Below are 14150 nucleotides of genomic sequence, written 5' to 3' on the forward strand. Positions count from 1 at the left end.
AGATGGAAACTCTATGATTGATACATCAGCATTAACTGGTGAATCAGTTCCAAGAGAGCTATCCATAGGATCAGATGTATTAAGTGGATGTATTAATATTAATGGAGTTTTAACTGTTCGTGTTACAAAGGAATATGAAGAATCTACTGTAAGTAAGATATTAGATTTAGTAGAGAATGCAAGTAGTAAAAAGTCAAAATCAGAAAACTTTATAACAAAATTTGCAAGATACTATACACCAGCAGTTGTTATTGTGGCAGCTATATTAGCAATAGTACCACCTCTTTTAATAGAAGGAGCTACATTTAGCGAGTGGGTTTCAAGAGCGTTAACATTCCTTGTTATATCATGTCCTTGTGCACTAGTTATATCTGTACCATTAAGTTTCTTTGGAGGAATAGGAGCATCTTCTAAGAGCGGTGTTCTAGTAAAGGGAAGTAACTATTTAGAAGCATTAGCTGAAGCAGAAATAGTTGTATTTGACAAAACAGGAACATTAACAAAGGGGGTATTTACAGTACAGGAGATAAATGCAAAAGGTATTTCTAAAGATGAACTACTAGAGCTCACAGCCTATGCAGAAAATTATTCTAACCATCCAATTTCAATATCTTTAAAACAAGCTTACAATAAGAAAATAGATGAATCTGAAATAACAGATGTTGAAGAAATATCTGGGTTTGGAGTTCGAGCAGTTGTAAAAGGAAAGACTGTACATGCAGGTAATACAAAATTAATGAAGAAGATAAAGGTTCCTTATTATAAGGGAGAAATAATAGGAACAGTAGTACATGTGGCAATAGATAATAAATATGCTGGATATATTGTAATTGCAGATGAAGTAAAACCAGATTCAGCAAAAGCAATTAAGGAATTAAAAGCAGCTAATATAAAGCAAACTGTTATGTTAACAGGGGATGCTAACAGCGTTGGTATGAAAGTAGCTAAAGAATTGGGACTAGATAAAGCATATACAGAATTACTTCCAGCAGGAAAAGTTGAAAAAGTAGAAGAGTTGTTAAGACAAAAATCATCAAAAGGAAAGCTAGCTTTTGTTGGAGATGGAATTAATGATGCACCAGTTTTATCTAGAGCAGATATTGGTATTGCAATGGGTGGTCTTGGATCAGATGCGGCAATAGAAGCGGCAGATATAGTTATTATGACTGATGAACCATCAAAAATAGCAACAGCAATGAAGATATCAAAGCGTACACTAAGAATCGCAAAGCAAAATATTATATTCTCACTAGCTGTAAAAGCTGGGGTTCTTATAATGGGAGCTTTAGGGGTTGCAACAATGTGGGAAGCAGTATTTGCAGATGTAGGAGTATCTGTAATTGCAATCTTAAATGCAACTAGAGTGCTAAATATAAAAAATCTTGATTAGTATAATGTGTTATAAAGAAATGAGAGGGAGATTATTTCCTCTCATTTATATTTGTGACTATTGTAAAGAAATCCCGTATTTTCCTTAGTTTCAAATAAAAATACAGGATTTTTAGGTAATATAAAAATTTATCAATTAAGTTATAAGATAAAATTGAAATAAATAGAGAAAATATATAGTGGACTATTTTATGTTATTATTTAATTCTAAAAATCGAAATCATCATCTTCAATTAAATCTATATCTTTAATATCAATTATTAAGTCTTCAAATTTTACTGATTTAATTTCTTCTTCTAAGAAATTAAATTCACCATCTAGAGAATATCTATCACTCTTTAAATTAAATATATGAACTTTTTTAGTCATAGGATCTGCTATCCAATATTCTGGAATACCATATGATTCATAAAGATCTTTCTTTTTAACAGTATCATCAAAAGAATTACTTGGACTGAGAACTTCTACAACTAATTGTGGTATACCTAAGAAACCTCTTCGAAACCTCTGATTCTTATCACAATAAACAGCTATATCAGGTACTACCTCAGCCTTTTTAGAAGTTATTAATTCCTTTAGCTTAGAAAAATCTTTCTTTAATTCAGCGGGATTTTCTTTTGTAAGAAATAATGAGCCTTCAGTCCTTACCTTACATTTATCACCAAAATAGCTTCTTAATTTTTCCCCTAAAACTTCCATTATCTCCATATGATTATATTGGGGCCTAGGTGACATCATTATAGTGCCATCAATCCATTCCTCTTTTATTGAATTATCTTTAAAATCAAATGCATTTAACTTGCTCATAACACTTCACCTCACAATTTCATATATCTATATTATAGCCATAAACCCTATATATTACAACGTTTCTAGCTTATTTTTACCTTATATAAATTAAAAGTAGTTCTTATAAGTTTAGTTATAAGACAAGTGTTATTACAAGACTTTAATTCGATAAATTGCAATAACAAATTGAACTAATTTTTATTTGAAAATAGGTTTTAAGTTTATAACTTTAAAGTGAATAAGATATATAATATACTAACTATTACTAATATATAATTATAACATTAAAACTAAATTATGGAATATTATCATATGGGTATAGGAAGCTTAAGCTATAAACAGGAGGATTTATATGAAGAAGATAGTATATTTTTTGTAGCCTTATTTTGTATGCTTACAATACTTATAACTGACCCAACTAGTACCTAATTAATATATTTAAGATGAATATAATGTTAAAATTTACTTATAGGGATTATAATTATAATAATAGTAATTTTTATAGAATCATAAAACTAAAATATATAGGATGTATTTTAAGTGATATTAGGAAGAATATAATTACAGAGTTATATATTGAAAGAAGGGGTGACAGAGTTGAAAAGAAAAAATACCTTAATAATTAGTCTTATACTACTTTTTATATGTTTCATACCAGGGGTATGGGCCTATGGAGATAGCAAAGATTATAAGGTTTCACAATATAATATGAGCATAGACATAAAAGAAAATGGTGATGCCTATGTGGAAGAGGATATAACCTATGACTTTAAGGGAGACTTTAATGGAGTACTTAGAAATATTGATAGGGACAGAACTGATGGAGTTAATAATATTAAAATATTTGTAGGTGATAGGGAAATAAAAGACTATGAAACTAAGGAAGAGGGAAGTGTTTTACAACTTAAAATATATGAGAAGTCAAAGTCAGAACAAAAGACCTTTACTTATAGGTATGTTCTTAAAAATGTAGCTGAAAAGTATAATGATATTGCTACATTTAATAGGAAGGTAATAGATAAGGGATGGGATGTACCCTTAGAGAATATAAATATTAACATAACTATACCAGAGGGAGCGGCAAAAGAGGATTTAAAGGTATTTGCTCATGGTCCTTTAAATGGAGCATCATCTATTATAGATAATAGAACATTTAATTTTACAGTACCTTTTGTAAACAAGGGAGAGGTTGTGGAGACCTTTATTCTATTTCCTAAAGATCTTATAAAATACTCTACTAGAACCTATAATGAGGATAAACTTAATGAGTTTTTAGAGATGGAAAAGGGATTTGCGGAAGAAGCCAATAAATTAAGAGAGAGAGAAAGAGCAAGGATAGAAAGAGAAGAGAAACTTAAAAACACTAGAAATAAGCTTTCACCATTATTTTTTAGTGGTATAGCAGCTGGGGTTTTAATATTATTATATATGTTTAAAAGGTTTGGAGGAGAGCTGGAGCCAGAGTTTAAGGGAGAATATTATAGAGACCTTCCAGGAGATTACACTCCAGCAGTAATGAGCTATTTAGTACATGATAGAAGTACAAATCCAGAGGATATCATGGCAACCCTAATGGATTTAGTTAGGAAGAAAAAGATAAAAATAGTAAAGATAGATGAAGAGGATAAAAAGGGAAAGATTAAGAGTAAGTACAAAATAGAGAAAATAGAAAGTGCTAATTTAGATAGGTTGTATCCCCATGAAAGGTTTATCATTAAGTGGTTCATAGATCATTTAGGCGATGGGGAGTCTATAATCTTAGATAATATTAAGAAGAAGGTTAAGAAAAAATCTGCTGCAGAGAGATTTAATAGGGACTATGATACGTTTAAGAATTTGGTCAAAGAGGCTGGAGAAAGTAAGAATTTCTTTGAGAGAAATAGGGTTACTGGAAGCGGGATATTTTATGCTCTAGGAGTATTAATTACAATTGCTTTTGGAATATTAGCTATAATACTTAAATCAATTGTTTCTGGAATAGCAGCCATACTTGGAATAATTATTATATTATCAATTGCAGGACTTTCTAATGCTAAAAAGAAAAGTAGATATGGAGTAGAGGAAGATGCTAAGTGGAGAGCCTTTAAAAAGTTCTTACGCCATTTTTCTAATATGGATAAGGCTGATATACCTTCCATAGTTATATGGGAACATTACCTAGTATATGCAATATCTTTAGGTGTTGCAGAAGAGGTAATTGAAAAACTACCTAAGATATTTAGGGAAGAGGAGTTTAATGATCCATCCTTAACTTATATGGGATATCATAATAATTTTTACACTTACTATATGATAAGTTCTATGATTTCAGACACCACAGATATAGTAGATAAAGCCATTGATAGTGCAGCAGTAGCCACATCACAAGATTCTTCATCCAGCGGTTTTGGAGGAGGATTTAGTGGAGGAAGCTCTGGTGGAGGAGGTGGCGGAGGCGGTGGTGGAGCCTTTTAGCCACTAAGTTTTAAGATAAGGAGTGAGAAAAGTGAAAATAGGTTCAATAGTTATTATTACATTGGTAGTTATATTACTACTATATATAATCACTGTATATAATGGATTAGTTACCCTAAGAAATAGGGTTAAGAATTCTTGGGCTCAAATAGATGTTCAACTTAAAAATAGAGCAGATTTAATACCAAATCTAGTGGAGGCTGTTAAGGGATATGCCTCCCATGAAAAGAGTACCTTTGATGAGGTAGTAAAGGCGAGAAATGCAGCTATATCTGCTAATAATATAGAAGATACTGTAAAGGCAAACAATATGATGGCAGAAGCATTGAGTAAGCTTATGGTAGTAGTTGAGGCTTATCCAGAACTTAAAGCAAACAGCAATTTTTTAAGTCTTCAAGGGGACTTAAAGGATACTGAAGAGAAAATAAGATACGCAAGACAATTTTATAATGATATAGTTCTTAGATATAATAATAGTATAGAAGTTTTTCCTAAAAATATATTAGCTTCTATCTTTGGATTTAGGGAAGAGTCATATTTTAAGATAGATGATAAGGATAAAAAAGTAGTTAATGTTAAGTTTTAAAAATATTAAATATAAAATTTTCCCGAAGGTAGTTATCAATCTATTAAGCCACGGAATCTAAAGGGGCTGTCGCATTAAGAAATTTAACCACAATATGTTGTCTTAGAATTTAAAAATCTAATACAATATATTATAGTTTTTATTCTTTGTGCCACATCCCCTTTTTACTTCATATACATATATTGGTAGTGGAGGTGGTTTTTTATGAGTAATGATACAATGGAAAAATGGGAAAATACCAGAAAGATGGGTATAGTTAAGTACGTACTACTTAGAGGGTTACTCTTATGGGGACTCATAGTAGGAGCAATAAGTGTAATACTTTATAATGGTGGAATAGAAAAACTATTTCAAGTTGATTTTTACCAAGATATACTTCCATACTTTATAATACAAGGAGTTATTGGAGTAATTATATACTTTTTTCAGTGGAGATATAACGAAAAGAGATTTCTTAATGGTGAAAAGTCATAGTTTATAGATTAAAAATAAATATTTAATATGAATTTATTAATAGGAACATAGAAGTGATATGTTCCTATTTTTAATGCTTGAGAAACCTAATTGATCTATATTTTACAAAATATGAGAATTGGTATAAAATTATATACAAATCATTGTACTTAAAATTAACCTTTAATCTATGAGGGGGTAAAGCATATTTAAAGACTAGTTTTCACATAAATATTTATAAACTGGGGGACAAGGGTATGGGATCTATTATTAAGGTAGAAAACTTAAGTAAAAAATTTGGGAAGAAAACAATTTTAAGTGGGGTTGATGTGGAATTTAAACAAGGGGAAAGTGTAGCTATTATAGGTAATAACGGCACGGGAAAAAGCACATTTCTTCGTATGCTATGTGGGCTTGCCACCATAAGTGGAGGAGAGATAATTAAAGATAGAAATATAAAGTTTAATTACATACCAGAAAATTATTCTAAACTTAATTTAACAGTAGAAGAATATATGAAATCTATGGGAGAATTAGAGAGATTAAGTAAAGAGGATTATCACAAAAGAATTAAAGAGCTTTATAGAGAGTTTTATTTAGAGAATATGAGAGATGTCCCTATGAAATATTTGTCTAAGGGAACATTGCAGAAGGTGGCTGTACTTCAAGGATTAATTACAAAGCCTGATGTGTTGTTATTGGATGAACCATTATCAGGACAGGACATTGATTCACAAAAGAATTTTATTAGAATTGTTAAAGATTTAATAGCTCAAGGGGTTACTGTTATTATGTCCTGTCATGAAATACTTTTAGTAGAAGAACTGTCTAGTAGGGTACTTAAGATTGAAAATCAAAAATTAGTTGAACTTAAAAAGACAAAATTAGAAGAGTTTATATATAGTTTAATGATTTTTGAGAAAAAAGAAAGAAGCAATATTAATCTAGAATGGGAGCTTAAAGGTATTGGAGAGTATTATGAAGAAGGGGATTTATTAAAAGTAAAAGTGAGGGAAAACAAAGGTAATGAAATACTTTTGAAGATGTTACAGCATGGATATTTATTAAAATATTTTAAGGAATAAGGGGGATTATTTTGATAGCTTTATTAAAGTATAATTGTAAAACTTACATAAAATCTAATAAATTTATAATTCCATTTTTAATTCTTTGTATATTTCAGTTACTTTCTTATAATATAACTCCTGTAAATTTTACATATAATATGATAACTTTCGCTAATTTAATATTTTTTATAATGGCTTATATGGGATTTAGCTACTGTGAGATGCAGGATTCTGTTACAGAGCAGATTGTATTTCTTAAGGTAAGAAATAATAATCTGTATTGGATATCTAAGATATTGTTTATATGGGTTTTAGGAATTATAATTTCTTTAATTGAAGTAATTTTGCCAGTAGTTATTAATATATTAAGTGGCGGAACATTTTTTCAAAGTGAAGTTACTTTAAGTGAAGTTATATTGGCCATAGTTATTAATATATTAGTGGCACTAATGGGAATTCTACTTGGAATGATTTTTCAGACAAAAATTATTGGAGATAAGAATAGCGCAGTAATGGGTATAACTTTTATTGCACTGATTTCTGTTATTAAAGGACCACTAGTAAAGGAGTTTCCTATTGCAAAGGTAATTACTTGGATTTTACCTCCTGTATATGATATAGCGAGCTTATGTGCATCACTTGGACGGTTCTCTTTAAGTGTTCTTTCAATACCCATAATTTATGGTGTAATCTATATTTTAATAGTGATTTTTATTTACATAAAATTGATGAAAAAATTATTATTTTAAATTCTATACTTAGATGTACAGTTTAATTATTGTATATCTTTTTTCATATGCAAAACTTTACAACTAGGATATATTTTAATGAAGACGAACATCACAGATACTATGATAAAATTTATAGGTGGAATTACCCACCTACAAGTTTTAAATATAAGAACATTAGGATTAGTTATTATATAGCTTATAGTAATTAAACTTACACATAGCACCATCATAGTGTACCATTTGTGTGTTAACATGTTCAAAACCAAGTTTTTCAATTACTATTTTAGATGGAATATTATCTGGTTTTACGATTGCAACTAAGTGCTTTAATTGAGTATTTTCAAAAACCCATTGAATTAGCGCTTTAGATGCTTCAGTTCCATATCCTTTACTTTGATAATTATCAGAAATACCATATAAAATCTCAACTTCATTGTCTATTTCAGCCTTTGGATGAACTCCTACAACTCCAATACATTTACATTCAATCTTATGTTCAATTGCTAATATTATAAAAGGCTTAGTGGTATCAAAATTTTCATTTACCCTATTTATCCAAGAAAGCGCAACAGCGTCGCTATGAAAGATCATATCAGACATCCAATATGATACATTAGGTTGCTGACTATAGTATGATACATCTTTTGCATCTGATGATGAAAAATTTCTGAGAATTAGATTAGGTGTTTCAATATGAATGTTTTCCAATTTTAAATCCCCCTTAGTTATGTATAATTTATTTAGCTAAATATTTTTTTAATGCTTTAATAATTAAAAGCATTGTATATAACCCAATACCAGCAAATAGAATCCAAAACCCAATAAGAATCCATGAAATATTATTAATAAATGTCATAAAGTTACCCCCTTAGTGGCATTACATTATAAACCAATAATAGCATTTATATACTTATGAGTAAATACTATTATTTTCATGACTTAATCACATATAAATTTTTCTTTGAAGATTATTTATAGCTTAATCTACTAGCGAATTTTAAAATATGAGTTATTATAAAAATAGACGTAGAGTTTTTATAGTTCTAAGTCTATTTTTTTATATTTAGGATAAAATAAGAATAAATTTTTAATGAAGGAGGTGGTGGCATGAACAGCAATAAATCCAATAGATTAATAAATGAAAAATCAGAGAAATTAATCTCTGATTAATCAAACATAACATGTGTATTACATTCCTAAGATGTTTCGAAAGAGGTATAGTATAACGTAATTAAGCATCTTGTTGTTTTAGTCTTTATGAATATTGAGAAGTAAAACACTTCTGATTATGCTCATAATAAGTCACAAGTTTCTATCTTATCATAGAAAAATGACTTTAAATAGAGAATAGGTACCCTATTAGTGGGTATCCATTTTTGTTACCAACTGTGTGGTACTTTCCTATAAAGACCCTTGGCAAATCGCCTTAAGATTGAGTTAAATCTCACGTGTCTCATACTCAAAAGGCTCATCACATGAATAAATTTCATGAAAAAAACCCTCATATGGGATTTCGTCCTCCATACATTTAATGAGATAGGACAACTGCTCGTCACATTCTGGCTTTTCTCCGTTGTTATGCATAACTTCAAATGCATCAATAATGCTTTCCATGATGCTTACCTTGATAAACAACTGTAGGTTTTCAAGCATTTTGTCGTCGATTTCTGTTTCTGACTTGTATCCCTCAAGAACAGTTTCAAAGTACTCTGTCATGAATTGCTGACGTTTTTCTTCATCTGCCTCAAACTGTACCCAGCCTACCCCATGCTCCCAAACATTTGCAAGGTCATACATATACCAACAAAAACAAGCGTTATCGAAATCAAACACCGTGATATTGCCTGTTTCGTAGTCAATCATGTAATTTCCGTCGCTATAATCAAAATGCACCATGCCAAACGTTCCTGAATTTCTGTCCATTACTTCTAAAGTTCGTATAAGCTCCAGTAACTTTTCTTTCAGCAAGGGCAAAGAGTCAGGAATTATTTGATTGATAAATTCGGCATTGTACTTGTCAAAAAAGCTGTATCGGCGATGCACAGGTTCATATCCTTTTGACAGCGCGTGAAGCTTACCGAGAGTTTTGCCGCAGTTGTAGAAATACTCAGCCAGGGGGACCCCCTCACGATATCGATATCCATTTTCTGCAAGGCTTTCTCCCTTGGCTTTTTCAAATACACTTACATAAAAACTGTGACCCTTATAAATAATTTCCTCTACCAAACGCCCATTGCAGGAATCGACTACATTAGATACACTGCCGCCGTGTTCGTAAAGATACCGAACATACTCTAATTCACTTAGTAAATCCTCTGTATTTCTGTCGGGCAAGAAAGTAATTCGGATGATTTTATCACCCTTATTCTCGTTTTCACAGAAGTAAACGAGATTTCTCCCACCTTCGTGAGCCTCAACAACATTGATTTTATAGTCATTTAATCCATACAATTCTGTTATATTTGGTATTAAGTGGGTATCTGCGATTTTTAGTACTTGGTTACGAATCATAAATCTCTCCTTTTTTTCGGAGAGCTAAATTATAGTCACTCTCCGCGTATTTTTTTGGGGAGCAATTATTTTTCATTAAATAACATCCTTTCATGTTAAAATATTTATGTCAACACAAGGGAAAACCCTGTGAAGTTTTATATTTGGCACTTCCTGATATATAAATAATTGGTAGTTCGCACTTTTTAATAATTTTTCATTAAATTCATTATAAGTAATATATTTACAATAAACAAGAGGTTATTATCAATGTATCGAAAAGATGACCATATCGAATTGAAAATTCAATACAAATAAAAGAAAGCTGCTATTTACATAGTGGCTTTCTTTTTTGGTTATACTAATGTGAAAACAATATTAGAAAGGTGGTGATGTCCATGACAACTAATAATAGAATACCCAATAGATTAGCAAATGAAAAATCTCCATATCTTCTACAACATGCATATAATCCAGTGGACTGGTTCCCATGGAGTGAAGAAGCATTTGCAAAGGCAAAGGCTGAAGATAAGCCTGTCTTCCTATCTATTGGGTATAGCTGACTTGGTTGCTTTTGAGAACTTGTCACTGGTGTCATGTTATGGAGAGGGAAAGCTTTGAAGATGAAGATGTAGCAAAGGTTTTAAATGATGGTTTTATTTCTATAAAGGTAGATAGAGAAGAGAGAGCAGATATAGATAGTATATACATGAGCATCTGCCAAGCTCTTACAGGTAGAGGGGGATGGCCTTTAACTATAATTATGACTCCAGATAAAAAGCCTTTCTTTGCGGGGACTTATTTTCCAAAGGAAGATAGGATGGGGATGAGAGGAATTATAACTGTTTTAACTAGCGTAGATAATGGGTGGAAATATAAAAAAGAAGATTTAATAAAATCTAGTGAAAATATATTAAATGTAGTAAATAACTCTCAAGGTTATGAAGAAGAAGAATTTAATGAAGATATATTTGAAACAGCTTATAATGAATTTAACAGTGACTTTGATATAAGGCATGGAGGCTTTGGGGGAGCACCTAAATTCCCAACTCCTCATAACATATATTTTCTTTTAAGATATTATCATGTTACAAAGAATAGATCTGCCTTAAATATGGCTTTAACAACCTTGGATTCTATGTATAAGGGTGGATTATATGATCATATAGGCTATGGATTTACTAGATATTCTACAGATAATAGGTGGCTTGTACCTCATTTCGAGAAAATGTTATATGATAATGCTCTTTTAGCCATAGCTTATCTAGAGGCTTATTCGATTACAAAAGATAAACTTTATGGAAGAGTAGCAGAGGAGATCTTTACTTATGTACTAAATAGAATGACTTCAGAAGATGGTGGATTTTATTCAGCAGAGGATGCAGATTCAGAAGGAGAAGAAGGAAAGTTCTATGTGTGGACTAAGAAAGAAGTCATAGATATACTTGGTGAGGATGAAGGGGAGAGATGCTGTAAGTACTTTGATATAACGGAAAAAGGAAACTTTGAAGGGAAGAGCATTCCTAATTTAATTAAGAATATATATAGTGAAGATGAAAATATCTTAAAGGAATGGAAAGAGAAATTATTTAATTACAGAGAAAAAAGGGTTCATCCTTATAAGGATGATAAGATATTAACTTCATGGAATGGCCTTATGATAGCTGCAATGGCCTTAGGAGGCAAGATATTAAAGAATAATAAATACACTAAGGCCGCAGAAAAAGCAGTAGATTTTATATTTAAAAACCTTATAGATAGGGAAGGGAATCTTCTTGCAAGATATAGAGAAGGAGAGGCTGCTTATGTAGCTTATGTAGATGACTACAGTTTCTTAACCTGGGGTCTTCTTGAATTATATGAGACTACTTATAAAGAAGAGTATTTAAATAAGGCATTAAACCTAAGTAAAGATTTAGTAAAATACTTTTGGGATGAAGAAAATGGGGGACTTTTCCTATATGGAAGTCATGGAGAAGAACTTATAATGAGACCAAAAGAAATATATGATGGAGCAACCCCATCAGGAAACTCAGTCTCAGCTCTTAATTTCTTAAGACTTGGAAGACTTACTGATGAATATAAGTTAGAAGAAAAGGGGTCAAAAATACTTAAGTCTTTTAGTAAGGATATAAATAGTTACCCAAGGGCATATTCGTTCTCATTAATATCTTTATTGTTTTATAAGAATCCAACAAGGAATATAGTTGTAATGGCAGAGGATAGGGATGAGAAAACTAAGGAAATTATAGATCTTATAAATGAAGAGTTTAATCCATTTAATTTATCTATATTTTACTCTAAGAAAAGTAAATTAAGTGAAACTATAGAATCACTTAAAAGCTATGAAATTATAGATGGTAAACCTACAGTATTTGTATGTGAAAACTTTAGTTGTATGGAACCAATAACGGATATTGAGGATTTAAAGAAGATATTACATAGGAAATAAAAAGCAGAAGATTGATTAAAAATATATAAGAATAGAATTATTTATAGATTAATGGCAAATGGCAATTGACAGTTAAATTTTATTGGAATAGAATATTTATATAAGATAAGAAAAAAATAAAATTTTATGCAATTGATTTTAAAAGGGAGTAACCACCCAAATAGGGAGATAAAGTCAACACAATGGTTTTTAAAACCTGGCTTTATCATGACATTGTCACGGTGAGACTTTTAACACAGGATATAGCTATATCCTTGTGTTAAAGGTCTTTATTTTTTTATTTTATCTGATGGCTATCAACTGTAACACCCAATACTCGTGCTCTTTTAGAGAAAAAATATGAGGTTCAGAGTCATTTTACAAAATCTATTCAAGGAGGGGAGTGGATATTTGATTTATAGTAAGGTGATTATAAAGCTTTATATAGAGTTCTAATCTCAGAAGAAGTTATAAAGAATGATTTTTAAGTAGCTTATTATAATGGGAAAATGTTATAGATAGAAAATATAAGATAAGTTTTAGGGGAGAGTGTGGAAATGAGTGTTTTATCATTATTATTAATTGCTATTGGATTATCTATGGATGCCTTCGCAGTGTCTGTAACTAAGGGGATGACAATTACAGATATAAAGTTTAAAGATAGTATAAAAATAGCTATATATTTTGGAGTCTTTCAAGGGTTAATGCCAATCATAGGATGGGTACTTGGAATAGGATTTAAGGATTATATAACTAGCTTAGATCATTGGATAGCTCTTATACTTCTAAGTGTTTTAGGAGGAAAGATGATTTATGAAGCAATTAAATCTAGAGAAAAAGAAGATAAGGAAGAGGAGAAGTGTGTACAGGCAATAGATAATAAACAAATAATACTTTTAGCTATAGCTACCAGTATTGATGCGTTAGCTGTAGGTATAAGCTTTGCTTTCTTAGATACTTCAATAATAATGGCATCATCTATTATAGCTATAATCACATTTGTTATATGCTCTATAGGTGTAACAATTGGAAAGAAGTTTGGAGATTTAGTTAGTAATAAGGCAGAAATAATAGGAGGAGTTATACTTATAGTAATAGGAGTAAGGATATTTATAGAGCACACTAACATTTTATAAGAATATATTAAAATATTTATAGTTAAATGAAATAATTTTTAGTTTTATAGAGAATTTTAAGGGTTAATTAAGATAATAGTTCTTAGTTAACCTTTATTTTATATTTTTTTATAGGATTACATTGAAAATATAGAGAATTATAAAACTTATGTTAAAATAAGTATATATATAAATAATTAAGCTTAAAAGTCATATTATATGAAATTTATATAGGAACCATTAATTGTATAAAATGTAAAAATGGTTAGTTATATTATATATAGATTTATGTTGTGAGGTAAGAGATATGAATAAGGGAATGAATTTTAGAAAAAAGGAAAATCTAATAACTTATTTTGGGGTTATTTTATTAATTATATTAGATCAAATAGTAAAGCTAATAATAAATAATTATAAGCATATAGAAGTTGAAATAATACCCGGAATTATAAGTTTTAGTCCTATTTTAAATGATAAGTATTCTTATATTAATTCTTTATTTGATTTAGGGTGGGGAAGATTTTTTCATATTATATTGAATCTAATTATTTTAATAATAATTTATCAATGCTTTAAATGCTATTATAGTAGAGGAAAGAAAAGTATAATTATAAAAATGTGTGAAGTTTTTTTTCTATCGGGTAC

Annotated in this window: 14 protein-coding genes; 11 read left to right on the forward strand and 3 right to left on the reverse strand. The window is 30.0% G+C overall.

What is annotated here, in order from left to right:
- Positions 1-1390: heavy metal translocating P-type ATPase (locus AB2369_RS05745; RefSeq protein ID WP_367665520.1), on the forward strand; the 1390-nt coding region annotated here is incomplete at its 5' end.
- A gap of 206 nt (positions 1391-1596) precedes the next feature.
- On the opposite strand, the gene AB2369_RS05750 is transcribed toward AB2369_RS05745, so the two are convergent.
- Positions 1597-2196, reverse strand: a complete 600-nt coding sequence (locus tag AB2369_RS05750) for a Uma2 family endonuclease (protein WP_367665521.1) — start codon at positions 2194-2196, stop codon at positions 1597-1599.
- 279 nt (positions 2197-2475) lie between these two features.
- Here AB2369_RS05750 and AB2369_RS05755 point away from each other — a divergent pair, with 279 nt between their 5' ends.
- The 6 genes from AB2369_RS05755 to AB2369_RS05780 all read left to right on the forward strand — a co-directional run bounded on the left by AB2369_RS05755 (position 2476) and on the right by AB2369_RS05780 (position 7487).
- Positions 2476-2607: a hypothetical protein gene (locus AB2369_RS05755; RefSeq protein ID WP_367665522.1), complete on the forward strand. Its 132-nt coding sequence runs from the start codon at positions 2476-2478 to the stop codon at positions 2605-2607.
- A gap of 168 nt (positions 2608-2775) precedes the next feature.
- Entirely contained in the window at positions 2776-4632 is a 1857-nt protein-coding gene (locus AB2369_RS05760; protein ID WP_367665523.1) for a DUF2207 domain-containing protein, read from the forward strand.
- A 31-nt stretch (positions 4633-4663) separates the two neighbouring features.
- Positions 4664-5218 (forward strand): LemA family protein, encoded by a 555-nt coding sequence (locus AB2369_RS05765; protein WP_367665524.1) that lies wholly within the window; start codon positions 4664-4666, stop codon positions 5216-5218.
- Between the two features lie 204 nt (positions 5219-5422).
- The gene (locus AB2369_RS05770) at positions 5423-5692 is read left to right on the forward strand and encodes a hypothetical protein (RefSeq protein WP_367665525.1); all 270 of its coding nucleotides are present in this window, start codon (positions 5423-5425) and stop codon (positions 5690-5692) included.
- Positions 5693-5928: 236 nt separating this feature from the next.
- Complete coding sequence (locus tag AB2369_RS05775) at positions 5929-6756, forward strand: ATP-binding cassette domain-containing protein (RefSeq protein WP_367665526.1); 828 nt, start codon at positions 5929-5931, stop codon at positions 6754-6756.
- Positions 6757-6767: 11 nt separating this feature from the next.
- On the forward strand, positions 6768-7487 hold the full coding sequence (locus tag AB2369_RS05780) for a hypothetical protein (RefSeq protein WP_367665527.1): 720 nt from the start codon (positions 6768-6770) through the stop codon (positions 7485-7487).
- A 162-nt stretch (positions 7488-7649) separates the two neighbouring features.
- Here AB2369_RS05780 and AB2369_RS05785 read toward each other — a convergent pair whose 3' ends face one another.
- Together AB2369_RS05785 and AB2369_RS05790 are read right to left on the reverse strand one after the other, a co-directional pair.
- A complete protein-coding gene (locus AB2369_RS05785) occupies positions 7650-8177 on the reverse strand; it encodes a GNAT family N-acetyltransferase (protein ID WP_367665528.1) in 528 nt (175 codons plus the stop codon).
- A 729-nt stretch (positions 8178-8906) separates the two neighbouring features.
- Complete coding sequence (locus AB2369_RS05790; RefSeq protein WP_367665529.1) at positions 8907-9980, reverse strand: phosphotransferase enzyme family protein; 1074 nt, start codon at positions 9978-9980, stop codon at positions 8907-8909.
- Between the two features lie 377 nt (positions 9981-10357).
- On the opposite strand from AB2369_RS05790, the gene AB2369_RS05795 reads away from it, so the two are divergent.
- From AB2369_RS05795 to AB2369_RS05810, 4 genes are all read left to right on the forward strand, one after another.
- On the forward strand, positions 10358-10522 hold the full coding sequence (locus AB2369_RS05795) for a DUF255 domain-containing protein (protein ID WP_367665530.1): 165 nt from the start codon (positions 10358-10360) through the stop codon (positions 10520-10522).
- 38 nt (positions 10523-10560) lie between these two features.
- Positions 10561-12411: a thioredoxin domain-containing protein gene (locus tag AB2369_RS05800; protein ID WP_367665531.1), complete on the forward strand. Its 1851-nt coding sequence runs from the start codon at positions 10561-10563 to the stop codon at positions 12409-12411.
- A 536-nt stretch (positions 12412-12947) separates the two neighbouring features.
- On the forward strand, positions 12948-13526 hold the full coding sequence (locus AB2369_RS05805) for a manganese efflux pump MntP family protein (protein WP_367665532.1): 579 nt from the start codon (positions 12948-12950) through the stop codon (positions 13524-13526).
- Between the two features lie 286 nt (positions 13527-13812).
- Positions 13813-14150 (forward strand): signal peptidase II (locus AB2369_RS05810; protein ID WP_367665533.1); only part of this gene is annotated, 338 nt, incomplete at its 3' end.

This window comes from Clostridium sp., from assembly GCF_040797585.1.
Taxonomy (GTDB): Bacteria; Bacillota; Clostridia; order Clostridiales; family Clostridiaceae; genus Clostridium_Z.

Bases quoted from the DNA above. Each gene is read 5' to 3' on its own strand.
- AB2369_RS05750 (WP_367665521.1), bottom strand. From the start codon at position 2,196: ATGAGCAAGTTAAATGCATTTGATTTTAAAGATAATTCAATAAAAGAG.
- AB2369_RS05775 (WP_367665526.1), top strand. From the start codon at position 5,929: ATGGGATCTATTATTAAGGTAGAAAACTTAAGTAAAAAATTTGGGAAG.
- AB2369_RS05795 (WP_367665530.1), top strand. From the start codon at position 10,358: ATGACAACTAATAATAGAATACCCAATAGATTAGCAAATGAAAAATCT.
- AB2369_RS05755 (WP_367665522.1), top strand. From the start codon at position 2,476: ATGGAATATTATCATATGGGTATAGGAAGCTTAAGCTATAAACAGGAG.
- AB2369_RS05770 (WP_367665525.1), top strand. From the start codon at position 5,423: ATGAGTAATGATACAATGGAAAAATGGGAAAATACCAGAAAGATGGGT.
- AB2369_RS05790 (WP_367665529.1), bottom strand. From the start codon at position 9,980: ATGATTCGTAACCAAGTACTAAAAATCGCAGATACCCACTTAATACCA.
- AB2369_RS05800 (WP_367665531.1), top strand. From the start codon at position 10,561: ATGGAGAGGGAAAGCTTTGAAGATGAAGATGTAGCAAAGGTTTTAAAT.
- AB2369_RS05805 (WP_367665532.1), top strand. From the start codon at position 12,948: ATGAGTGTTTTATCATTATTATTAATTGCTATTGGATTATCTATGGAT.